This is a genomic window from Mycoplasma sp. 480 (genome assembly GCF_051353065.1).
In the GTDB taxonomy this organism is placed as follows: Bacteria; Bacillota_I; Bacilli_A; order Mycoplasmatales; family Metamycoplasmataceae; genus Mesomycoplasma_A.
In genome coordinates, this window is sequence record NZ_CP195722.1 from 560,134 (window position 1) to 585,964 (window position 25,831).

The 25,831-nt window shown below is 24.6% G+C and carries 15 protein-coding genes; 3 read left to right on the top strand and 12 right to left on the bottom strand.

From position 1 onward, the window contains the following. The 7 genes from ACR34G_RS02470 to ACR34G_RS02500 all read right to left on the bottom strand — a co-directional run bounded on the left by ACR34G_RS02470 (position 1) and on the right by ACR34G_RS02500 (position 13,545). Positions 1-534: an MSC_0623 family F1-like ATPase-associated protein gene (locus tag ACR34G_RS02470; protein WP_436358384.1), complete on the bottom strand. Its 534-nt coding sequence runs from the start codon at positions 532-534 to the stop codon at positions 1-3. Beyond that, a complete protein-coding gene (locus tag ACR34G_RS02475; RefSeq protein ID WP_436358385.1) occupies positions 534-2,015 on the bottom strand; it encodes an MSC_0624 family F1-like ATPase-associated membrane protein in 1,482 nt (493 codons plus the stop codon). Before ACR34G_RS02475 ends, ACR34G_RS02470 begins: the two co-directional genes overlap by 1 nt. After that, complete coding sequence (mip, locus tag ACR34G_RS02480) at positions 1,975-4,266, bottom strand: Ig-specific serine endopeptidase MIP (protein ID WP_436358386.1); 2,292 nt, start codon at positions 4,264-4,266, stop codon at positions 1,975-1,977. The genes ACR34G_RS02475 and mip overlap by 41 nt, the downstream gene beginning before the upstream one ends. Before the next feature lie 14 nt (positions 4,267-4,280). Then, positions 4,281-6,818 (bottom strand): putative immunoglobulin-blocking virulence protein, encoded by a 2,538-nt coding sequence (locus ACR34G_RS02485; RefSeq protein WP_436358387.1) that lies wholly within the window; start codon positions 6,816-6,818, stop codon positions 4,281-4,283. 170 nt (positions 6,819-6,988) lie between these two features. Then, positions 6,989-8,413: a pyruvate kinase gene (pyk, locus tag ACR34G_RS02490; RefSeq protein ID WP_436358388.1), complete on the bottom strand. Its 1,425-nt coding sequence runs from the start codon at positions 8,411-8,413 to the stop codon at positions 6,989-6,991. A 325-nt stretch (positions 8,414-8,738) separates the two neighbouring features. Further along, complete coding sequence (locus ACR34G_RS02495; protein WP_436358389.1) at positions 8,739-9,929, bottom strand: hypothetical protein; 1,191 nt, start codon at positions 9,927-9,929, stop codon at positions 8,739-8,741. A gap of 82 nt (positions 9,930-10,011) precedes the next feature. Then, positions 10,012-13,545 carry a hypothetical protein gene (locus ACR34G_RS02500; RefSeq protein WP_436358390.1) on the bottom strand — a complete coding sequence of 1,178 codons (3,534 nt, stop codon included), beginning with the start codon at positions 13,543-13,545 and terminating at the stop codon, positions 10,012-10,014. A 264-nt stretch (positions 13,546-13,809) separates the two neighbouring features. On the opposite strand from ACR34G_RS02500, the gene ACR34G_RS02505 reads away from it, so the two are divergent. Both ACR34G_RS02505 and ACR34G_RS02510 read left to right on the top strand, forming a co-directional pair. Then, positions 13,810-14,793, top strand: a complete 984-nt coding sequence (locus ACR34G_RS02505; protein ID WP_436359218.1) for a restriction endonuclease subunit S — start codon at positions 13,810-13,812, stop codon at positions 14,791-14,793. 114 nt (positions 14,794-14,907) lie between these two features. Next, positions 14,908-15,831: a site-specific integrase gene (locus ACR34G_RS02510; protein WP_436358391.1), complete on the top strand. Its 924-nt coding sequence runs from the start codon at positions 14,908-14,910 to the stop codon at positions 15,829-15,831. Between the two features lie 44 nt (positions 15,832-15,875). Here the strand turns inward: ACR34G_RS02510 and ACR34G_RS02515 are convergent, their stop codons facing one another. The 5 genes from ACR34G_RS02515 to ACR34G_RS02535 all read right to left on the bottom strand — a co-directional run bounded on the left by ACR34G_RS02515 (position 15,876) and on the right by ACR34G_RS02535 (position 24,913). Beyond that, entirely contained in the window at positions 15,876-19,094 is a 3,219-nt protein-coding gene (locus ACR34G_RS02515; RefSeq protein WP_436358392.1) for a DEAD/DEAH box helicase family protein, read from the bottom strand. Next, the gene (locus ACR34G_RS02520) at positions 19,094-20,224 is read right to left on the bottom strand and encodes a restriction endonuclease subunit S (RefSeq protein ID WP_436358393.1); all 1,131 of its coding nucleotides are present in this window, start codon (positions 20,222-20,224) and stop codon (positions 19,094-19,096) included. The genes ACR34G_RS02515 and ACR34G_RS02520 overlap by 1 nt, the downstream gene beginning before the upstream one ends. Position 20,225: 1 nt before the next feature. Then, a complete protein-coding gene (locus ACR34G_RS02525; RefSeq protein ID WP_436358394.1) occupies positions 20,226-22,868 on the bottom strand; it encodes a type I restriction-modification system subunit M in 2,643 nt (880 codons plus the stop codon). Between the two features lie 227 nt (positions 22,869-23,095). Further along, positions 23,096-24,625 (bottom strand): phospholipase D-like domain-containing protein, encoded by a 1,530-nt coding sequence (locus ACR34G_RS02530; protein ID WP_436358395.1) that lies wholly within the window; start codon positions 24,623-24,625, stop codon positions 23,096-23,098. A 27-nt stretch (positions 24,626-24,652) separates the two neighbouring features. Further along, the gene (locus ACR34G_RS02535) at positions 24,653-24,913 is read right to left on the bottom strand and encodes a hypothetical protein (protein WP_436358396.1); all 261 of its coding nucleotides are present in this window, start codon (positions 24,911-24,913) and stop codon (positions 24,653-24,655) included. A 121-nt stretch (positions 24,914-25,034) separates the two neighbouring features. On the opposite strand from ACR34G_RS02535, the gene ACR34G_RS02540 reads away from it, so the two are divergent. Continuing rightward, positions 25,035-25,802 (top strand): leucine-rich repeat domain-containing protein, encoded by a 768-nt coding sequence (locus ACR34G_RS02540; protein ID WP_436358397.1) that lies wholly within the window; start codon positions 25,035-25,037, stop codon positions 25,800-25,802. Positions 25,803-25,831 lie beyond the last annotated feature (29 nt).

A 25,831-nucleotide genomic window follows, 5' to 3' on the forward strand; every position in this document is an offset into this window, starting at 1 on the left:
TTATTTTGCTATTTGATTTGTGTAATCTTTTTTAAAAACTAATTTCATCTCTTTAGAATAAGAAGAAAAATAAATTATTATTCCAGGTAAAACTTCAACATAGAAATTTCTTTCCATTAAGCTATTAATTTCGTTGTTTAATTTGGTTAAAAAGTTTTCTTTAACTAAATTTTCATCATATCTTAAATCAAAGTGTTCAGTGTTTGAACTTATTTCTTTTACTAATATTGGAACAAGAAATTTTGGACTGAATTTTTTGTTTAAACCAAAAGAAATAATAAAATCTAAATAAACTAAATCATATTTTTTTACTAAAGCTTTAGTATAAATTGATTTATATTCTTTTATAACATCACTTTCAAAACTCAATCCTGTGCTAAGTAAAACTGATGACATCAATCTTGAATATGAAATAAATTTTTCAGAAGCTTCTATTTCTTTGTATTTTTGTTCTAAATCATAGAAAGGAAATAATAAAGCTTCTTGTTCTTTACTCAATTTGTTCTTTGGTTTTTTACTAAATAGTTTTTTCATTATTTACTCCCTTTCTTTTTAGGTGATTTATTGTGTTTTAAGATTTTTACTAATGTGATTCCAGAATCAATAAGTAGGCTAATTAAAAATGTTGATAAAATGGTAATTATAAAGATAATTAGAATTTCATTCATAGTAAAATCAATATTAAATGATGATAAAGCGTAATTTTGTCTTTCAATTAAAATAGTGTTTAGTGATGAAACAAAAAGTAATAAACTAATTGCTCCTAAAAAAACAAATGTTAATAAAATCATATAAAAACTTGTATTTTTAATGTAAATTAAATAAAAAAGTGAAATGATTGTCGAAATGACAACAGAAATTATTAAGATAATTGAATTAATAAGTAATTCTGTAGAAAATCTTGTTGCAATCATAACCGATATTCAAATTAAAAGTTGTACTACAACAAAATAAAATGATGGGTTAATTTTGCCTTTTGGTTTCAAGAAAGAAACAAAATTAGATGCAAAGTAAAGACTTGTAAATATTAAAATAAAGATAATTTGTACAATTAAAGCAATATAACTATTTTGCTTACTTGCAGAAATAACATCAGTATTTTTTTGTGTTGTAATTAAGATAAAGACAAATAAAATTATTAATGCAACTGCTGAACTTAAAAAGAGAATAATTTGACTTTTAAAATATAAATGGTTATATTCTCTTTTCAATAAAAACTGAATTTTTGGAAAGTTCATTCCTATTAATAAGATTGTTATAGTTAAAATAATAGCAATCATATAAATAATATTTAAGGATGTTTTAACTGAAAACAATTGTTCCATAAATAAATAAATTTGACTTTTATCTAAAATTAGCGCTGGTAAATCATTTTGTTGCTTTTCGATTAATAATCAAAAAATTGAGATATATCCAGCTACAAATAAAATTTGTGCGATTGTGGAAACAATAATTGAAGAAAGTTTATTATTACCAATTTTGTTTTTATTTTTCTTTGTAAAGTAAAAATAAAAGTAATTTGCTATATTTAAAATTGTAAGTGGAATTAATATAAATGTTAATCAAAAATGTTGATATACATTATTATCTGGTACATATTTATCTAAATTTGCATATGGATTAAAAACAAAAAATAATACAAAAGCTGCAATTGAAAATAAATAATAAAGAATGTACCAAGGAATATAAATTTTTATCAATTCTTTATGAAAAACTAAGTTTATATAGTTTTTTATAATCGAATAGAACAAGACAAAGAATAATAAAGAAACTTTTGATATTATTAAAAAATTATATTGTCTTGCAATTTGTAAAGAATTAAATGATAAAAAGTAATCTGCTCTTTCTGCTCTACCTAAAATTGTTGTATTATAGAATATTAAAATTAATAATAATCCAACAAAAATAGAACCTACTAAAGAATATTTCAGAACATCAAATAATCAATTATTTTTTGGTTTTGTTTTATATCTATTAATTATTTTCTGATTCTGTTGCTGTTGAACCGTTATCAAAAGTAAATCCCTCCTCTACGTGATCTAAACCTTGTGGGAACAAGTTGGTTTTGAAGTTTGTATCACTTCCATAAAGTTTTTTCATTTCTTCTCTGTATGATTTTTGTTGATCTTTTCCACCACCATAGATTAAGTCATATTGTGGTAAATGATATGCTTTATCCCCCGTTCCATAAGCACCTTTAAAATCATATCCTTCAGATCTAAAAGCTGCTGCTAATCCTGTTTTTGCTCCACTATTTGCTCCGTGGAATACAGCAACAAGTTCATTTTTGTCATTTCTAACAGATGAACCTGATGCTCCACCATAAGGAACATAATGTCTTGGACTATAAGCCAATCCTGAAGCTACTCATTGTTTTTTTTCTGAATCAGTGTATAAATCTTTTCCAAGTCTAGTTGCACTTATGAATTCATCAACTACTCCTGGTTTATCTGTAAATGTTCTATATCCAACTGAATAAGAAAGGTAATTTCCTTTTTTTGCTTTTTCACTGTCATTTGTTGTTACAGAGCCTTTTGGAAATAATTCACTATCTGCATTTACTCATAAACTAAAATCTCTTTTTCTACTTTTTATTTGATCTTCATCTTCATATTCTTTTAAGTAAAAATCTTGAAGAGCTAATGGATAACCTAAAATGTATAGACTATCACCTTTGTATTTTTCTAAATCTTGTTTTAATAAAGGAAAATCAATTTGTTTATAATCTTTTAGATATGATTTTTTTAAGAATTTTATATGATCTTCTTTTTTGTCTGCATAGTCATTTGTAAATAATTTTGCAAATTCTGATTTATCGTTAAATAAAGAATTGATTTTTGCTGAATCATATGATTTATTTCCGTATGTAATAGAAGAACCGTTTTGACCAACTGTTTGCTGTAGTTTTTCAAAATCCAATTCAATTACAGCAAAATCAATAAATTCTTTTTTATCTTTAAAAGTATTTTTTTGTGCATCTATTAAGTAGTCAGAAGGATCTTTTTTAAGAAAATCTTTACCTGAAAATACTACTTTAATAGGTCAATTATTTTTATTTGTAAGATCTAAAGGGAAACCAAAGCTTGTAAAGTTTTCATCAAATCCAAGTAATTTAAACACTGTTTGAATTCCTGCATCAGGATTTAAACGAGAAAAACTAATAGATGCTGTTTTATTAGTTAAAGCATCTGCAACGTGCACATTTGTTCCAAAATATCATTTTGTTGGATATTTGTTATCATCTTTTTTCTGAAAGTCCATAATTCACATAGTCCCAGAAGTTGGATGGAACACTTTTGCATCTTTTTCATCTTGATTATTAAAAGTTACATGGAATGTTTGTAAAGCAATTTTCTTATACATTTCGTTTGGTAAGTATCTTGGAATACCTACTATTTGATAAGGATCTCTTTTTGCTGCATCTAATCATGAAGGACCTTTAGTTACTTCTGGTTTATCATATATATCTAAACCTTTATATTCACCTTTATCATCATATGAAGGAAGTGTAAATCCTTTCATTAAAGAGTTGTCATAAGTATCGATTTTTGCTTCTTTTGCTTTTGCATCAAATTCTTTTTTCTTTTCTTCTGTTATTTTTAACTCTGGTCTATAATTCGCAGCATCAAAGTTGCCTGCACCTTGAGTTAATTGTAATTTTAGTGTTTTAACATATTCTTCGTTATCAATATTAAATCTTTCTTCTTGATTTGAAGTAACATATTTTTTCAAGAAAGTTACATTATCTGTTTTTTGTAAGTTAGTTGGAATTGAACCATCAGAACCAGCATTGTAAGGATTGCTTGCAAAACCATCAACCACCACTTCTTTAGTATATTTGATTTTAGGGTCGCTTTTTAGAGTGAATTCAAATACTATTGTTCCTTTACCAGTTCTATTGGAAATAGATAAACCTTCTTTATCTCTTTCTACTTTAAAGTTAGTTATAGAAGCAGATACTTTATCAGAATCTTTTCCACTTATTGTGAATTTAACATCTTCAAGAAAATCGTGTAAATCTGTAAAATATACATTTTTTCTGTCAGTTTTTGGGGGATTTTGTGTAAAAGATGTATATTGTATATTAACAGAATCAGCTACTGATTTTAAAAAAGTATTTTTTCTTTCTTCTGTATCTAATGGTAAATTATCATTTCCTCCGTTATTATCGCCAGGATTTGGTTTGCTTGTGTCATTACATGAAATGAATGCAAAAGAACTTATTCCTATTAATAATAAAGGCATAAAAATTTTTCTTTTTTTCATTTTGTCCTTCTTTCTTAGTTAAATTCAAAGTTTTCTGAACTTGAATATGCTACTCTTTTTCCGATATTTTGCATTTGTTTATAAAGCATTGTGTCATGTTCTCCAACATAAATTGTTGTATTGCTATTAAAGTTTCCATCGCTTCAATCTAAAAGAGTATTAAGGTTTCTTACTCCTTCTGGTGTTAATGAATTTACTCCATTTTTAGAAACAATTTTGATTTTAGATGTCTGACTTCCGTTAGAAAAACCAATTTTGCTTCTTGGCATTTGTGGTAATGTTTGATCTAAAATGTCAGCTCATTGTGCATTATTCAATTCATCAGCATCAATTTCAAAAGTATCACTATTGTTAAAAAACTTAATTCTTTTGAGTTTTCTAACTCCATTAGAAGAGTTGTAAATATCATAGAAGCGCATTCCACGCAATGATTTAATTGATGGTGCTCTACTAAAATCTAAACCAAGAGGATAACTGTTACCACCTTCATTGTGATCAGCATCCAATCCTGGACCAAAACTTCCTTGGAAAATCCCTTCATTATTTCTTACAAAATATGCCATTCTTAAACCATCATTAATTCTTGTTAAGTCTTTATAAACTGTTGGATTACTTCCTAAATCAGATTCTTCAAAAGATAGTGTATCAAATACGATTCTAGAAAATACTTTTACTCCATAACCATATTCTCTACTTACATTATAATCTAAAGTATTAACAAAAGCAACATTTCTTAAAGCTAAAGGATTAATACTTCATGAATCTGAATGCACATTTTTAGTTGTGTATAAAGATAATTCATCAATTTTTTTATTTTCTAAAGCAATAAGTGCTGATGTGTTATTTGTTTCAAAATATAACTCAAGTTGTGGCAAGTTATCTGGCAATGCTTTAAAAATATCATAAAATCTTTGGTTTGCATCTTTTGTTCCGATATTTTTAATTTTATAAGATGTTATTTCTAAACCGTTTTCTTTTGCTTGTCTTATAAATCCAAGAGTTTTAGCATAACCTTTGTTGTTGGATGCATCGATTTCTACTACTAAACCTTTATTTCTTTTTCCTTGAATAGGTTCATCTCTGGTGAGTTCACTAATTGTAAAACCATCACTTCTTGAAACGTTATAACTTGTGAATCGATAGTCTGATGTAACATCTCTTTTAGTTCATCCTGGATAAACTCCTTTTTGTACATCTTCTGGAGATCTACTTCATTGACTAGAATAACCAAATACTCTTTTCTCTGAATTATCTCTTTTTCTTGTTGCAACCACTCCATTTATTAAAGGTTCAAAAGAGTATGAATTTATTTCACCATTTGCATCGATATAAACATTTCTATTTTCTGGTTCAATAACATATCCTTTTCCAAGCATTGTTTCTACTGCTTGTGATGTTTTGGTGAATTTGTTTGGATCAATGTAAGAAATTATTCTTGCATATCTTTCGTTTTTATCTTTTAAAGCTTTTAATTCTGGGTATTTTTGTTTTCCTTCATCTGTTAAAAACTCCCTAACTTTATCACCATTTTCAATTAATCTTGAAAACTTATCAAAAAGCACTTTATAATAGTCTTCATTTAACTCTATATACCTTGAAATGCTAAACATATCAGAGTTTGGAGTTCTAAGTGAATCTCTTTCTTCTTGATTAAAAGTTCTTGTTAATGCTTTAATTGCACTTTTAGTATTTGCTGCTCTTATTTCATCTGTAACTTCTATTGAATTAATTTTGGGGGTTATATTAGCAACATAAGGAACTCTATTAGTAATTTTTTTAGCAACATCATCAGAATGAAGAATTCTTTCTCTTGGTCTCGTAACGTGAGCAACAATATCAGTATTCTCAAAATGAAGAATTTCAATATTTTTATCCTGTGGTTTTGGTTGAACTGGCTCCGGTTGTGCTGTTTCTACGGGTTTTTCCACTGGTTTTGGTTGCACAACTGGTTCTTCAATTACTACCGGTTGAACAGGTTCGGGTTTTGGGGGTTCTACAGGTTGTTCTGGCTGTTTTGGTTCTTCAGGAACAATTGCAGGCGGTTTTTGTGGTTCCTCTTTTGGTGTTTCAGGAGTAACCTTATTATCAACGTTGATATCAATTATCTTTGGATTTTCCGGTTCAGGATCATCTGGGGTTATTGGTTCAGGTTCTGGTTCAGGTTCTTTTTCTGGGGGTGGAGGTGGAGTTTGTTTTGGTGGTGAAACCAAAATTTTTTCTTCCGGTTTTTCGCTTGCGGGTGGTTTTAAAGGTTCTTCTGGTTCTTTTGGATTTTCACTAATAGTTATTTCTGGTTTTTTCTCCGGTTTTTTTATTTGTTTGACTTTTTGGTTGTTATCTCTATGAGAAAATAAACCATCTTTAAAATCTAAATTGGTTCCTGTATTAATAGAAATAATGTTGTCTTTTAATAATTTAGATCTTTCGGTTGAATTTACAGAATCAGTAGTTGCTGCAAAATAGATACCCGCTCCTGTAACAGGTATTGTAATAGAAGTGGTTAAAATAGCAATTGTTTTTTTAACTTTGCTTTGTTTTAAAAAATTTCTCATTTTTACCCCCTAAATATGAAAAATGTTTTAATTTTATATTTTGATTATACTCCTATTTTTTTTTTTTTTGTTAAAAAAGATAAAAATAAACAAAAATTCCTTTTTTTATAACTTTTTAAATCTTTTCGAAAAACAAAAATCTTTCCTATAAAAAGAAAGATTTTGTATTATTAATATGTAAATTCAGTAATCTTGTCGTTTTCAACAATTACGAATTTATCTCCTTTATTTGCACCATATGGTTTTAAAGCTTCTTTTGCTTTAGATGGGTTATTTTTGATTTCTTTAAATAATTTAATTGAATCTAATGATGTAAACACTGAAGAAGTAACTCCAAATCCACCAATCATTTTTTCATTATCTAAAATACCAATAATTGCTGTATTTGGTCTAAATTTAGCAACCATTTTTAATAGTTCCCCTGTTCTTGATAAAACAATTGCATATCTAATGTCTTTTTCTGCTGTTAAATGTGCAAGTTTATGAGCAATTTCTGCTCTTTTACCTGAAGAAGCTTTAGCAATAGTAGCTAATTGAACTCTATAGAATAATTTATTATAAAATTCTTTTTCAGCTCTTTTATTAATAGTTGACATAACTTGAACTGATTCTAATGGGTAGTTACCTTGTGCTGATTCCCCTGATAACATAGTAGCATCAGCTCCAAGTTCAGTTGCTCAATAAACGTCTGTTACTTCTGCTCTTGTAGGTTGTGGTGAATTTTCCATTGAATCTAACATTTGTGTAGCAACAATAACTGGTTTACCAGCTAATCTACATTTTCTAATAATATTTTTTTCGTGATATGGAACATCTTGATAAGGAATTTCTAAACCTAAATCTCCTCTAGCAATCATAATTCCATCTGATTCAGCAATGATTTCATCAATTCTTTCAATACCTACGTGTGATTCAATTTTTGAAATAATTTGAATGTGAGATCCACCATTATCATTTAATAATTTTCTCAATTCTTGTACGTTTGCTGCTGAGTTAACAAAAGATGCTGCTATGTAGTTTACACCTTTTTCAATACCAAATTTAACATCATTTATATCTTTTTCAGCTAAGAATGGTAATGAAAATTCAACACCTGGTAAATTAATTCTTTTATTTGATTTTAATTTGTGAGTGTTAACCATTTTAACAACAACTCTTCCTGGTTTAACAGTTTTAACAACTGATTGCAGTTTACCATCATCAAATAGAACTCTGTCACCTGCTTTTAAATCTTTATCCATTTCATATGAAACAGAAAATTGTTTTGCAGTTCCTTCAAAGTTTTTAAAATCATTTGCATTTGTTAAAATTGTTACTTCTGAATTCGCCTCAATAACTTGAGCTCCATCTTTCATTTTTCCAACTCTAATTTCTGGACCTTTTGTATCAAGTAAAATAGAAACTGGAATGTTTAACTCTTTAGTTATTTTTTTAGCATTTTCAAATTTTGCATTTTGCTCTTCAAAATCACCATGTGAAAAGTTTGCTCTAATTGTAGTAACTCCATTTTCAACAAGTTTTTTTAATAATTTATAGTCCTGAGTAGAAGGACCGATTGTAGCGATCAATTTTGATCTTTTATCTGTAATACTCATTTTTCTCCCTTGATTAAATTAAAACATCTTCTACATTTTACTATTTTTTTATTATTTTTATAAAAAATAAACTTTTTTATTCGTTGTAAATTTCAATAGAAATTAAAGAAAAATGATCATTTAAATTAAAAAAGTTAAAAAAGAATTGAAAAATTTCTGTTTTTTGATTTTTTATATTTTTTTAATTTAAGTCTGTTTTAATGAAAAAAGTGCAAAAAAACCGCTTTTTAAAGCGGTTTCTTCGCTTAGATAGAGAATTTTTAAATATCTCTAAATACCCGCACCTTGGCGGCTTTTTCCAATACATAATAATTCTAACATATTTTTACAAAAAATTTAAAATTTGTTTTATTTTTTTATCAAATAAACTATTAAAAGTAGTTTGAAGACCATTTTTGGTAATAAAAATATCAAATCTATATGGTAAACCGAATAAATTTTTTATTTTAAGTAAATATTTTAAATCAGAATAAAAAATGATTTTATTTATTTTTTTAAAATTTTTTAAAAATTCATCTTCTAGTTCTAATAAATAAAAATATTGTAAATTTTTTTGGTGAGCAATATGGTTTCTTAATTTTTGCAAAAAATTAAAAAATGCAGTTATTTTTGCCATTGATCAATTTTTAGGAAAAATTAAATTTATAAAATTATTATTTTTTCCAAATTCGCTTACTATTTTAAATAAAGAAATTAAAGTTCCTAATTCAAATTTTTCTATATCTCTTCAAATATAATTGCAATCTTTATATTTTTTTATTTTTTCCATTAAAAATTTAAATTCCTTTATTTCAAATGCTTTTTGTTGTAGTTTATATAATAAATTTTTCTTTTCTTTTTTTTGTAGATTTAATTTATGTAATATATTGTTTATACATATATTATTATTTAAACATTTATAATTAAGTTCATATATCTCATTTTTACCATCAATAAAATATAAAAATTTATTTGTTTTAGTGTGATATTTAAAATAAATTTTTTTTCTTTCGTTTTCACTTATAATAAATTCGAAATTTTCTTTTGGCTTATAATTTTGCAAAAATATTTTTCAATTTTCGTCAACTTTTAATTTTTTTTCATCTTTATATATCTTCATACACATTGCTATATAATTGCTAATTTGACTTTTCAATTTTCCTTCTATTTCAAGAATTTTTTTAAATAATAAAATAGAAATTTTTTTATTATTTTCATTAATTTCTTTTAATAAATTAAATGAAAAATCTTCATAATATATATGTTTTTTCATTTTTGAATTAATAAATAATTGTTTAAAAATATTGTTTTTACTAATTTTATTTATAGATAAATTTTCTTTTCATTCATTTAAATTAAAATCTTCTGTTTTCTTTGCAAAAGCAATTTTATAAGGTGTTATAAATTGAATATAATTATTACTTTTTAAATACTCTTCAGCTGCCGTTTCATCTTCAATTTGCATTTTCTTTTCTTTTTTTAACCTTTGAACTTGTTGGTAGAAAGTTAAAAATACTTTTCTATTTGTTTCATTCATAATTTAATTATATTACTTTTAAATTTGTTTATTAAAAATCAGAAGCATAAACTTCTGATAAAAATAATATTTATATTTAGAATTAATTATTATTTAAAAGTTTAATATGAATTGTATTTTTATTAATTACTTCATTTTTAATTTCATTATTAGAGTTTGCACCTAAATAAATTGGTTTGATACCTAGTGCTATATCTAAAAAATTATTAAGACCATAAGATATTTTCTTCACATTTACAATTTCATATTCAAAATAATCTCTTGTTACAGGAGGATTATAAGTATCTTTTAAAATATTATAGCTATCATTTAAAAATCTAATTAAATTAGTTTTTTGCTCTAAATAAAGTAATTTTTCTTTGGAACTGCTTTTTTGATTAATTTCTTCTAGCATTTGATCAGCAGTTTCTTGTGTTGTGGATTTTATTCCATATCTTGCATTCATATTTTTATATTCACTTGAAGAAAATAATTGTGATTGCAATGATAAATAAGCAAATAAATCTTTAGAATTTTTATTTGTATATTGATTATAACCAGAAACTCATAATGGGGTTACTTGATTTGTATATTTATCTTCTGGTGAATGTTGATTAAATCAAAACATTAACTTATATTGCATCATCCCAAGTGGTGCATAACCAGTAGTTTTGTGTGGTTGATAAACATCTTCATCATCTTTATACTTTACAAAATATACTTTAAATTTATTTGTATCATAACTTGTAAGTACTTTATCAATATCTAAAAATTCAGCTAATTTTTGGTCATTTAGTTCAATAATAATTGAAGGTTTACCAAATGAAGAATCTAAATCATCTCTATTATTATATTTAGGATCGCTAAATGCTTCATCAAATTCTTTGGTTGATTTTCTTGAACCTTCTTTTGAAATTGATACTAAAGAATCAAATAAGTTTGTATTAGTTTTATTTTTATTAATTCAAGTTTGTGAATATAAATTACTTATATTTAATTTTTTGGATTTTGACTGTTCTGTACCACTTACTAATTTAAAAGTTAAGGTTAAAGTTCCATTTAATTCATCTTGGTTACTAAAACTATTTTCATCAAACTCAAAAGTAATATTATCATCGAATTTATTGATAGAAAGATTTGATAAATCAAAAAATTTAAATAAATCTTTTTCTTTCAATAATTCTGCTTTAATACCAGAAGTTCATCAATGCTTTTTTAACTCAAGTCTTTGAATTTGATCAATGAAACTATTTAATTGATCACTAGTTAATTGGTTTTTATTTACTTTTGTTTCAATTATTTTAAAAGAGTTATTATCAACTTGATTAATATGAATATTTCCTATTCCTAATATTTTATATGATGCTCCAAAATCTAAATTTGAACTAAAAACATCTAGTTGATTTGTTTGCTTATTTCATTGACTTTGTAAATTTATATAACTATTTGTTGAACCATTTTTTTCTACCACAACAATAGGATTTTGTTTAAAAATAAAGGCATTTTCTTTATTATCAGTATTTAAAGATAAACTAATTTTATGTTCATAACTATGTTTATCAAATAAATAATTTATAGAATTTATTATGTTATTTTTCTCTTTTGCAATTTCCACTTGTACTTCATTTGTACCTTTATTGACAGCTGAAACAAAAATAGGTTTGTTGTTTAAAGTAACTTTAGAAACTTTGAAATTCCCACTTGGCATTTGAGTTAAATTTAATGTTCCTGTATAACTATTATTATTGGATTTAGTTAAAGGTAAAACTCATAAACCACCATAATCACTTTCAATTGTTGCTTGAACATTTTCATTGCTTTGTTCTGTTAAATCTAATGATATATTTAAATTATTATTACTACTATTTAAATTAACATTTTGATATTTAATTCTATTGATATGGGTATCAATTGTAAATTCTTTTCCTTCTTTTAAAGTAAAATCCACAGTACCATAGTTATCACTTTCAATTTCTTTTACTAATTGAAAAGACTTTAATAAATAATTTTTATTAGGACGTAAATCATAATATAATGAATCACCATCAGATTCTGGATCTTCACTTAGTTGAATTCTAACATTATCAAGAGTTAATTGAGTTTTACTATTGTCTTTGAATGTTGATGTAAAGTAAAGTTTTGTATCTTCATTTGTTTCTTGATCTCTTAAAGTTGCAACAAAGAAATATTGTTGTCTTTTAAGTGGAAACATATCAATTATTCCAAAATTTAATGAAAGCACATCTGAAAGATTTTCATTAATTTTATCTTCTATTTTATAATCTAAATTATTTAAAATTACAGGTCTAGTTCACTCTTTAGTTGTAAAATTATATTCATTATTTCTAGTTGGTAAAGTTAATACACGTCCATTTAACATAACATTAGAAAGTGTATATGTTGTATGAAAATCTAAATTATCTACATTAATTTCCACAAAATTATTATCGAGATTATAATCATTTGATTTAGTTGAATTTCTATTAGTAAATTCTAAGTCAAATTCATGATGATTAGAATCTACTAACTCATGTTCATTAAATTCAATTCTAACAGTTGCTGATGTTTCAGTTACATTTTTAAATATTACATTGCTTATTGTAAAGGTATCTTCACTAACATCTTTAGATGTATTAAAACTTATTTTATTTTCTTCACTTAAAACAGCATTTTCGCTATTTAAAGTAAGTTCATTTAATTTATAATTTGTTTGTGGATTTAAATTTTCAAGAGTTAATAATAAATGATTATTTGCTAAATGTTTGAAATTAGATATTGTTATTGTTGTTGTAGCATTTGCTAAAAATTTTGCAGATAAATGACTTAATTTTTCATTAGTTAACTCTTTATTTAAAGTTAACTCAAGAACTGCAGAATTTTTAGTTTTTGAAACTAATTTAACACTTTCTAGCACTAATTCGTTTGTAGTAGTTCTAAAACTTTTATTAGTTGACTTGATGTTTAAATCTTTATTATTATATTTAATTTTATTAATAGCATATACAGTATTTGGATTTAAATTTTCTAAATGAAAATTATAGGAATTTGTTTGGGAATTAAAAGTAACTAAAATTGATTCATTATAATCACTTACTTCAACAGTAAAAAGATTAGGTTCAATATTTTCATTATTATTTAAGTTAAAAGAAATATCTAAACTATTGTTTGAAATGTTAGTTGCTTCTAAAGTTTCTACTTCATAAACTTTCTGTTCTGCTGCTTTTTTAGTTGTAAAATTAAAATCTTTATTAATAGTTTCAATTATTTTATCATTGAATCTAATATTATAAAATTTATATAAAGTTTGAGAACTTAAGTTTGAAAGTTCAAAAGTTATAATAGTTTTATTATCTTTTTTTTCTAAATTTGAAGCAACAAATTCTATATCATTAAAAGTGATTTTAAATTTTTCTTTATTATCAAATTTAGAATCATTAGAATTTATTGTTGCTTGAATTTTAGCATTTGTTTGATTCAATTCCAGCAATGAAATTGTTGCATTTTCTGTATTTTTCTGTATATTTGATAAATTATTTGATTTTTTTAAACCAAAAACAAGTCCTAATGAAGTTGCTGTTACTACTGTAGCAGCACCACCTAATATTATTAAAATTTTTTGTATCTTTTTATTTTTCATAAACACCTTTCTAAATACTTTAAATTTAAATTTTTAATTCTTACTTTATTATTATAAAACAATTTTATTTGGATTATTACTTTTTATTAAGATAATAAATTAAATATTAAAAATCATTATTTGAAAATGTATCTATATTAACTATTTAAAACTACAAAAATATATGTAATTATTTCATTAAATTAACTTATTTTTAAAATTCTAAAAATAAACACTAAATTTCTTAATTATACTAACACTTGAGAACAGGACAACCTAGGGAATTTAGTTTCTATTCAAAATGGAAAACTAAATGCAAATAGTATGGAAAATAATGGAAAATATAATTTTTATACATCAGGAAAAGAAATTTTTAAAATAAATTCATGGAGTTTTGAAGGTGATGCAGTAACTATAGCAGGTAATGGTGCTAGTATGGGTTTTATTCATAGAGCAAAAGGAAAATTTGATGCTTATCAAAGGACTTATGTGCTGAAAACGGAAAAATTAAATATTGATTTCCTTTATTTTAATTTATGGAATAACTTATGAAATGATGTTCAAAAAAAGATATCAAATGGTGGAATTCCTTTTATTGTATACGATGATATTAATCTTTTTCCTTTTAAAACCCCTTCTTATAATGAACAAACAAAAATAGCCAATTTATTTACACATCTTGACTCTCTCCTTTCACTTCACAAGCGTAAGTGCATTTTATTGAAAAACATTAGAAAATCGCTATTTTACAAGATGTTTCCATCTCAAAATTCCGTAATTTCTCCTTTAAAAGTCCAAAAAGTGACTCACACTTGAGAACAGGACATTATTCAAAATTTATTAAAATTTGAAAGACCTGACAAGTATATAACTAAATTTTCTGAATTACCTAAAAAAGGGAAATTCCCCATATTAACAGCAAATAAATCTTTCATTATAGGTTATACTGATGAAACAAATTTTTATAATTCTAAATGTATTGTTTTTGATGATTTTACACTAGATAATAAATATGTAAATTTTCCTTTTTTAGTCAAATCTTCTGCTATTAAGATACTTTCTGCAATAAATAAAAGCGATGATTTATTTTTCTATTTTTTACTTTTAAATTCACAAAAACTCGAAAGTCAAGGACACGCGAGACATTATATTAATATAGTTTCCAAACATAAAGTAAAGTTGCCAAAAACTTTATCTGAACAAACAAAAATAGCCAATTTATTTAGTTCGATTGATTTAGTCCTTTCACTTCACAAGCATAAGTTTTAGAAATGAAAAAAATTTATTTTAAGTAATTTTTTATTTTTCTAAAAAGCAAAAGTAAAATAATTTTATAAAGTAAAATATGAATTTTCTTTCGAGCGTGGGTGAAAAAGGAGAAAAATGAAGAAAAAATCAGATATTTTACTTTATAAATACTTTCAAAATTGAATCTATGTATATAAAAAGGATTCAATTAGAAAGGTAAGTTTTAAAAAATATGAATTAACATTAGATTGAATCATAAAGTTAGTTCCAAATTTAAAGTTAAATGAATTAGATAGATATGAATATCAAAAATTATTAAATGAATATGCCTTAACTCATGAAAAACAAACAACAATGGATTTTCATCATCATCTTAAAAGTTGCTTACTTGATGCACTAGATGATGGATATTTAGAAACAGATCCAACAAGAAAAGTTGTTATTAAAGGAAAAGCACCTAGAGAAAAAAGACAAAAATATTTAAATCAATTTCAATTACAATTGCTTTTAAAAACACTTAAGCTAGATTCAAAATTAAATATGGATTGATTAATATTATTAATTGCTAAAACCGGTTTAAGATTTTCTGAAGCAATTGCGGTTACACCTAAAGATTTTGATTTTGTTAAACAAACATTAAATGTTTCTAAAACTTGAAATTACAAAGAACATGGTGGTTTTTTACCAACCAAAAATAAGTCTTCAATTAGAAAAGTACAACTTGATTGAATGACTACTTCGCAATTTGCTGGAATTATTAAAGATTTAGATCCAGATAAACCAATTTTTATATTTAAAGAAAAAATTTATAACTCAACAATAAATGATATTTTAATAAGAAAGTGCAAAAAAGCTAATGTGCCACCAATTACTGTTCACGCTCTAAGACATACTCATGCATCAATTTTATTGTATGCTGGAGTATCTATTGCTTCCGTAGCAAGAAGATTAGGACATGCAAGCATGAATACAACTGAAAGAATATACTTACACATAATTAATGAATTAGAAAATAAAGATATTGACTTAGTAATGAGATCAATATCTAGCTTAATTTAAACATAAGTTCACCCACGCAAAAAACACCCATTTTTTTGGGTGTTTTAGTTTATTTTTTTGTTTTTGAGATCTTCTTTAAATTGTTTATAAATTATATATAATTTACAATCTTTATTTTTAGAAAGAATATATTCTTTTAAAGTCTGTTCATCTTTTATGGTTTTTAGATACTTTTCTATAGTATCGATTCTTCCATTTTCTTTTCAACGACTTTCTTCTAAATCTCAAAGTTCATCAAAGACTTTGCTGATGTTTTCATCTTGATCAATAAGGTAAGTTGCTTTAAATGTAGATTTATCATCATTAAGTTCTTTATTTTTTAAGAAATTTAAGTATTGTTTTAAACCACCAAATTGTGAATAAATTTCTTCAATTGTAGTTTTACCATAACTAATATCTGCATCAATTTGTAAAAGAAGTTTTCTTGTATCTGCATCAACTTGTGCCAGTTTTTGATGAAATTCTTCTTCGCTTCACTCGTTTATTGGTGATTTTGATTCTGCAACTTTCCCTTTGTATGTAAAGTGAACTTCAAAGAAATGAATGTCAATCATTTGAGTGCTTAAAGTTCTTTCTGACATTCAATCTAAATCAAAATCACTTATTGTTTCTTCTATTTCGTCTTTTTCTTTGTTGTCTCTAAGAGCGTTTAAATCGATTTCTTTAAATCTTAACTTAAGTTTATTAATATCTTCTTCATTAAAGACATTTGAAAGTTCTTTATAAGGTTCTTTTCTTAAAAGTGATAAAGAAGTAAGCGTTTTTTCTAACTTAGTAAAATTACCAACAAATCTTTTTTGTTGTTCCTTAAGAATGTGGTTTTCAGATTTAGGATCATATTTTGGCACTTCTTCAAAGTTAGGATAATTTCAATTGTTAAAGATATCTTCTATTTCTTGATAATATTTTTTAGCATTTTTTATTAGATTTTCACTTGAATCTGCTTCAATATCAACATTATCAACTCCTGAATAAATCTCAAGGGCTCTTTGAAGATTAGATTTCATAGTTCCAGGTTCTCTGTAAAAATAGATAGAACCAAATGGTTTATCATTTGCATTTTCTAGTCTATTTGTTCTAGACATTGATTGAATTAAATGTTCATTTTCCTGTATTTTATCGAAGAAAACGGTATTTATATACTTGGAATCATATCCTGTTAGCATTTGATTTACAACAATTAATAAATCAAGAATTACTGTTGGATATTTATTACCTTCTAAAATTTGTCTTTCTTTAAAAATTTTAGAAATTACACTTTTAAAGTTTTCATCAAGATTAGCAGTGGTTACTTTTGGATTATCTTTGAAATCTTGTTCAAAAGTATCATAAATATTTTTAATTTCTTCTAGTTTAGAAAAGTTTTTTGCTTCTTCTTCTGAAACAGCATCTATATTTTTATCAAATAAAGCAGTTACAGTAAATTTTGCTAATTCAGGAACTGATTTTTTAGCTTCTTGGAACAGTTTAAAATATTTGATAGCATCATCGATTTTTTTAGTAGCTAAAATTGCACTATATCTTCTATTGTTACTTGTACTAATTCAGTGCTCTAAAATGTCTTTAACCACTACTTTTTTGAAATTATCATTATCGTAATAATCATTATTTTTTAATCATCTTTCAATTTGAATAATTTTTTCTGGACTATTCAAGATCTTTTTATGAATTAATAATTTGTAAATTTCTTCATCACTTGGCTTGAATCTTCCTTGATTTGCCCAAGCATAAAGTTTATATTTTATTTTTGTACTATCAACTTCAATTGCTTCACCATAATGATTACATTGAATTTTGTAAAAGAACTCTAAAAGCATGTTTTCAAAATTTATATAATTATTACTAAATCTTAAAACATTACCATCTTCTAAACCATTAATAATGGTGTATTTATGAAGTAATGGTCCAAATACTTGTTCGGTAGTTAATTCATTTTTTTGATTAACTCAATGAATCGGAGTTCCTGTAAATCCAATAAAAATAGCATTTTTAAATTCACCTTGAATCTTATTCATCATTTGACCATAGCTACTTCTATGCGCTTCATCAAAAATTAAAGCAATTTTTTCTTCTGGTTTGAAGTAATTTTTTCTTAATTGAGATAGTTTTTGAATAGAAGTAATAAAAATTGTTTTAAATAAACCGCTATTTCTTGCTGTTTCTTTTAATTTTTCTTCTAGATCTTTGATTCCATAAGTATTTATTATTCTGATTTTGTCTTTATTTGTTTTTGAAAATTCACTAAACTCTGTAAAGCTTTGTTCATTTAAATCGATTCTATCCACTACAAAAACAACAGTAGAAACCATTTCTCTTTTTAAAAGTAGACTTGCTGTTTGAAAACTTGTTAAAGTTTTACCAGAACCAGTTGTATGTCAAATAAATCCACATTTATTTTCGTTTGTATATTTTATTTCATTGATCTTATCAAGAATTGCTTTAATAGCATAAAATTGATAACTTCTAGTGATTAATAATTTATTGTCTTTAATTATTGTTCCGTTAGAAATTAAGTTATGTGCTTCTGGGATTTTGAAAAATAAGTTAATTATTTTATCAATATCATTAACTATTTGATTATCTTTATTTTTTCAATATCTAAAGTCTTTTATGTTGAAATTGCTAAAATCATCAACAATTGAAGTATATTCCATATTATTTGGAGTTAGTGCTACAAGCACTTGTACAAATTTAAGTAATCCTGTGGAAAATACCCCATTTTTCCCGTATTGAATTAATTGCTTTTTAGCATCTTCAATACCAATATTTGCTGTTTTTAACTCTAAACAAAATAGTGGTAAACCATTTATTAATAGTAAAACATCAATTCTTCTTTCTCTTTGAGCAGAAACAGAAACTTGTCTTGCTGTTTGATAAATAGTATTTCCTGCTTTTATTTCTGTATTACTAAAAATTTTTAAATAAATCAAACCTTTTTTATCTTCTGCACTTAAATTTGGATTTGTTCTTTGAAAAGGGATTGACTCACCTTGAAGTAAACTATGAATTTCAACGACTTTATTTGCTGAATTAAAGATTTTTGCTTTAATTTCTTCAAATTCTTCATCATCTAAAGGCACATTATTAAGAGTTGCTTTATTAAGTTCAAAAAGGATATTTCTTCAGTTTTGTTCTAATTCTTTTTCGCTAATGCCATCAAGTGTATCGCTTATTTGGGAATTTTCAATACTTTGATTTTTTCAACCATAGTTTTTTAACTTAATTAATAAAGATTTTTCAAATTCTAATTCTTTGTGTTCCATTAAATAAACATCCTTTCTAATAGTTTTGCTTTTATATTTTCTAATGCTGTTAACTTACGCTTGTGAAGTGAAAGGAGAGAGTCAAGATGTGTAAATAAATTGGCTATTTTTGTTTGTTCATTATAAGAAGGGGTTTTAAAAGGAAAAAGATTAATATCATCGTATACAATAAAAGGAATTCCACCATTTGATATCTTTTTTTGAACATCATTTCATAAGTTATTCCATAAATTAAAATAAAGGAAATCAATATTTAATTTTTCCGTTTTCAGCACATAAGTCCTTTGATAAGCATCAAATTTTCCTTTTGCTCTATGAATAAAACCCATACTAGCACCATTACCTGCTATAGTTACTGCATCACCTTCAAAACTCCATGAATTTATTTTAAAAATTTCTTTTCCTGATGTATAAAAATTATATTTTCCATTATTTTCCATACTATTTGCATTTAGTTTTCCATTTTGAATAGAAACTAAATTCCCTAGGTTGTCCTGTTCTCAAGCGTGAGTAAATTCTTTGAATCTTATACTTGGAATGTTTGAATTTTGAGATGGAAACATATTATCAAGTAATGTGTTTTTAATGTTTTTTAGGAAATTATACTTACGCTTGTGAAGTGAAAGGAGAGAGTCGATGGAAGTAAAAAGTTTTGAAATTTTTTCTTGTTCATTTATTTGTTTTGTTATATTTATTTTAATTTCAGCAACAATATTGTTCATTAATTTTGGATTTCCAGCTTTCATAACAAATTTGAAAGATTCTCTCGCTAAAGCATTTGCAAGGAATAAATTCGGTTTGTATGTTTTTTCTAATAAAACACCACAAACATTGGTACAATAGAATTTTCCTTCACGGAAATTAACTGTTCCTGCATTTGCACCATCTGTTGTTCATGTTATTGCGTCTTTATATAGAAACTTATCATAATACCCCAATAAACCATTGTTTAAGGTTTGAGATGAATATACAGGAAATTTCTTTATACCGGTTTTGGATTCAGATATTTTTTTAGTTGAAAGGACATAACCTCGAGTAATATTAAACAAATTTTGAATAACGTCCTGTTCTCAAGCGTGAGTAAATTCTTTAAATCTTAAAGAAGGAACTAACTTGTCTTTTGAAATCATTTTATTTATTTCCTAAAATTTTTATTAACTCTTCAATTGCTTCCATATCTGAAGGTTCACCTTTTAATTCAGAAAGCAGATTAATTAGATTGGATTCTTGTTCTTTAATTTGATTATTGATGTCACTTAAAGTATCAAAGTATTTATCATATAAATATTCTAATTTGGAAATTAAATAGTTAATAATAGCATCTTGTTTTTCAAAAATAATAGATTCAAAATTACTAATTCATTCTTTGTGTAATAAATTAAAGAATTCTTCTTCAGTGATGTTTGATAAGTATATTTCAATATTTTGGTTTAATTCTGTTTTTAAATTTTTTAAGTCTTTGTTTAGGTCAGATTTTTGGTTATTTAAATTATCAAATTCTAATAATTTGTATTCTAAAGATTCTTCTTCTCATTGTTCATTAGAATCAATTTTTTTAATGTATTTTTTAACTTCTGCGGCTTTTATTGCTCCATCTTTAAATAATTCTTCATCTTTGTCTTCATCGTTAATGCTTTCAACAATTGAATTCATTTGAGAATCTAAATCTGTAATTTGCTCTTGTTTTTCATTAATTGAATTAATTAAAGAAGCAAATTTAAATTTAGCAATGGTGTCAATATCGAATAATTCGCTTTCAATTTTATTAACTTTACCATCTTTGGTTTTGCTAATTGTTGTTGTTTGTTCAAGAATTGTACTAAATTCTTCTCCTTCAAATTTTTGAATAACAGAAATTGTTGGTTGAATATGTTTATGAGCATAATCAAGCATTATTTGGAATGATTCATATTTATCTAACAATGGTACTTCTTGTAAATCTTCAAAGATATATTTATCAATAATATTATCTAAATATTTATCATCAAGTTTAAAAATATTATCTAATGAAGAAGTTAAATTAGAAATTTCTTTACTAAAATCACTAATGATTTGTAAATAGTGATTTGAATATGCTTTAACATCACTATTTTCTTTTACTTTGTCTTGAATTGATTCTTTATCAATGAGTTTAAAATAAGAATCATTAACTTTGGTTGTGATTGTGTCAAAAAGAGAATTAAAAGTATTTCAATATGCTTTTAATTCATCAAGCTCCACTTTAGGTACTCCACCATACATTGATGCATATAAATCGTGTGTTTCTTCTTTTTCAAAGTTATCAATGTATCTAGAAATGTTTAAATTGAAGTCATTTTCTTCAATTTCTTTTAAAGTAACATTTCTAGAAAACTTAGCAATTTCTGCTTTTGATTTATAAACATCAATAATTCTTTTAATATGCGATTTTTCTAGTTTGTTATTTTTTCCATCTTTGACAAAGAGTTTAGAAGCATCGATAAATTGGATGTTACTATCTGCTTTATTTTTCTTAAGAATCATTACGATAGTAGAAATACTTGTTCCAAAGAAAATATTTGCAGGTAAACCAATAATTGTTTCAATTTTTTGATTTTTAATAAGTTTTGTACGAATTTCTTTTTCACTGGAACCTCTAAAAAGAACACCGTGTGGTAGAACAATCGCCATCATTCCGTTTGTATCTAAGTGATATAGTTCATGTAAAAGGAATGCATAATCTGCTTTTGATTTTGGAGCAACTCCATAATCTGCATAACGCGGATCTGTTTGTCTTCCTTCTGGATTTCATTTTAAAGAATAAGGTGGATTAGAAACAACTGCATCTACAGAAATAATATCACCGTTATTTTCACTAACCGGTCAATCTTCATTAAGAGTATCACCACATCTAACATTAATATCGGCTGAATTAATGTTTTTCATAATTAAATTCATTCTAGTTAAGTTAAAAGTAGTTCTAACTTTTTCTTGAGCATAATAAGTTACAGAATCTTTGTTTTTGTCATATTTCTTAAAGGTTGATCCAATATTTAAAAGTAAAGAACCTGAACCTGAAGTAGGGTCATATACCTTTATTTTATCTCTATCTCTAAAGTTTCAAGCAATGATTTCAGACATTAGAACAGAAACTTCATGTGGTGTATAAAATTCACCACCTTTTTTACCCGCTGTAGAAGCAAATTGTCCAATTAAAAATTCATAAACATATCCTAAAACATCATAGTTTTGATTAGTTACAGGAATATCTTTAATTTGTTCCATTATTTTTTTAGCTGTTTCAGTTTGTTCTTGAACATTGGAACCAAGTTTATTCAACTGTTCAACAGAAATCATAATAATATCTTCAAATAAGTTTTTGTATTTTTGATCATCTATAATATTTTTGTTAAATCTTTGAATTGCTTCTGAAAGTTTGGAAATACTAAAATCTGATTGTTTTCCATATTTGTTTGTTGTTCATACTTGATATAAGTCATTGTAAAAAATGAAATATCCTAAATCTTCTTTTATTAAGTTAATTTTTTCTTTAATTTCTTTGATTTTATCTTCATTATCACCAAAAATTTCAGTATAGTTAGAAACCATTTCTTGAATTTCTTCAATTGAAAATTCAAACTTTTCTTGCATTAAGTCAATTTGTTTTTGAGACAAGAAACTATAAAATATAAAAGATAATATGAAGTCTTTATATTCATATGCTTCTAAATTACCTCTTAAACCATTTGCAGATTGTCAGATTCTATTTGCTAACTCTTGTTTGGTTATTGTTTTTTCAAATTCTTTTTTTGCCATTTTTTCCTTTCTTGTTTTATTTAATAGCCTAATTTATTTAATATTATAATTATATTAAAAAATAACGTTTATTTATGTATAAAGCAGATGTTTTTCAATTTCTAAACAGCTGATTTTGCCAAAAATACAGGGAAATTCCTTGTTTTTAGCTTTTATTTATAAAAAAACAAAAACTTGCTTTTTTACAAGTTTTTGCTTGATTTTATTTAAACTATAAAACAAAATATTTATAAAAGACTTTTGAATAATTCAATTATGAATTTTTTAACTTTGGAAGTAGGTTTTGTGTTTTTAAAAGTTTTAGGTATAACAATATTTTTTTCTTTTAAATTTTCAATATTTTCATTAAATTTTTTAATAAATTGACCTTGAATTAAAACATTAATTTCGTATTGAGAATAAAAACTTCTAATATCTAAATTCATTGTTCCAGTATATGCTATATTTTCATCAATAATCATTGATTTAGTGTGAGAAAAAACATTTTTAAATTCAAATATTTGTGCTCCATATTCTTCAAGTTGTTTTGCAAAATCTTTTGTGAATCATTCAACGTATTTTTTATCATATTTTCCAGGTAAATAAATTTCGACTTTTCTACCTAGAATAATCATTTCTTTTAAAGCAAGAAAAATTCTTCTTGTAGGAATGAAGTAAGGAGTAAAAATTTCAATTTTTTCTTTTGAAGAATATATCATTTGAATTATAAAGGTTTCTAAAAAAGAAACGTCATATCTTGGACCGCCTTCAAAAATTAATCCATAATTTTCTTTAAAATCATTATCGAGATTGAAATTTATATTTAAATAAGAATTGATATCAGTAATCTCGTAATCAGTTCATAAATTTCAATCTTTGATAAATGAATTAGTTAAATCAACAACAATTTGTCCTTTTATTCTTAAGTTTGCATCAAACCAAATTCCGTATTTTGTTGAAAAATTAGAATATTCATCACTTAAATTATTTCCACCAATATAACCTATTTTGCCATCAATAATAAAAAGTTTTTTATGAATTCTATAAAAGCTTTTAGAATAAACAAAAGGAAATCAAATTCTGTTATAAACATAAAATTTAATACCTAATTTTTTTAATTCTTTAAAATCTTTTTTTGGAACATATGCAGAGCCAAATCAATCTAAAATAATTTTAATTTCAACATTTTCTTTTGCTTTTTGAATTAAAATATTTTTCATTTGTAATCACATAAAATCGTTTTTAACAATATAAAGTTCTATGAAAATAAATTTTTTGGCATTTTTTAAATCTAAAAATAACTTTTCAAAAAAATCATAACCATTTAAGTATAATGAACTATTAAAATTTTTAGGATTTGTTGTAAATATTTTATGAGCTTTATCAAATAAATCCAAATTAACATTTTGTTTACAATTAAAACCACAGAAATCATTATCATAAGGAGTTAAATTTCTATTAAGTAAATAGTCTTTTTCTTTTATTCTATAATTATATTTTCTTCCAAAAATTAAAAAGAGTATTGGACCAAAAAAGGGGAAAATAAGGATAATTAATATTCAAGAAATTTTTGCATCTATATGTCTTTCTTGTAAAAATAAATAAATAGCAAATAAACAATTTATGAAGTAAAATATTATCCCACCAATTATAAATTCTAATTTTGCATCTTTAAAGATTTTAGTTATGGCAACATACGTAAAAAAAATAAGAAAAAATAAAAAGGAGAATAAAAATAAAAAGTTTATTACTTTATTAATAGAAATCTTTTTTTTCATATTGATAATTATATAAAAAAAATAATTTTAATAAATAAAATAGATAGGATTTATGGTTTTTGTATTACCACTATCTTTTGCTGTTGGAGAATCTCATTTTTGAGATAAACCTTCTTTGGTTTTTATTTCTCCTGATGAACTTGTTGCCATTTTTGCAGAAGCAACAAGTGAAGCAATAGAACTAACCATTAAAGGGATATAAGGTAGAACTGCTGCAAAAGCAAAAGATCCACCAATGTTTTCTATTTCTTCATTAGTTAACTTAACCAAAGTCACTTTTTGTTTCATTTGTCCCTCCTTTCACTTAATATTTATTTTTTATTCAATTTTTGCTAAAAAAAGGAAAAAAATAAGATTTTATTTCTATTTTTCCAATTAGAATATAAAATTGTAAAGACAAAGGAGAAAAATGAAAATATTAACCAAAAAAAAATCTATAGCAATCTTGAAGCAAAAAGAGTATTTTCAAAATGCTATTTTAGATTTAAGTAGTTTTAAAGATTTAGAAATAATTGATGAGTTAGCCTTTGCAACCAAAGGAATTGAAAAGGTTATCTTTCCAGAAAATTTAAAAATCATTAAACTTTCTGCATTTATGAATTGCACTATTAAAGAAATTGTTTGAAATAATAAAATTGAAGTAATTGAAGACTCTGCATTTGAAACTAATTTTTTAGAAAAAACTGAATTGCCAAATTCCTTAAAAGAAATTAAATCATTTGCTTTTTCTGATAACCAATTAGAAAAAATTAGCATTCCTGATAAAGTAGAAATCATTGAAGAAAGCGCTTTTGAAAACAACGATCTTTTACATTTAGAATTCAATAATGAAAATATTTCAATGGTTTTTAATCCTTTTTGAAACAACGCAAACATTGAAACTCTAACATTTAATTTAAAGCAAACTTTTATTCAAGATAGTGAAAATAAAGGATATAAAAAAATATCTATTAAATACATTGAATATTCAAATTCAAAAGATTTTCATAATATTTCTTTTATAGATTTTAATTTATTAAATGATTTAATAAAATACGAAGATTTTGCTAATATAAAGGAAATTACCTTTATAAACAATGAAGCAAGTAGTTCTGAATCAATTGAAATTTATTTTAGTTTTGATAAAAATAATAAAATTTTATTTTTTGCAGATCAACAAATTAATTTTCATAAATAAAATTCAAGTTCAAAAACTTGAATTATTTT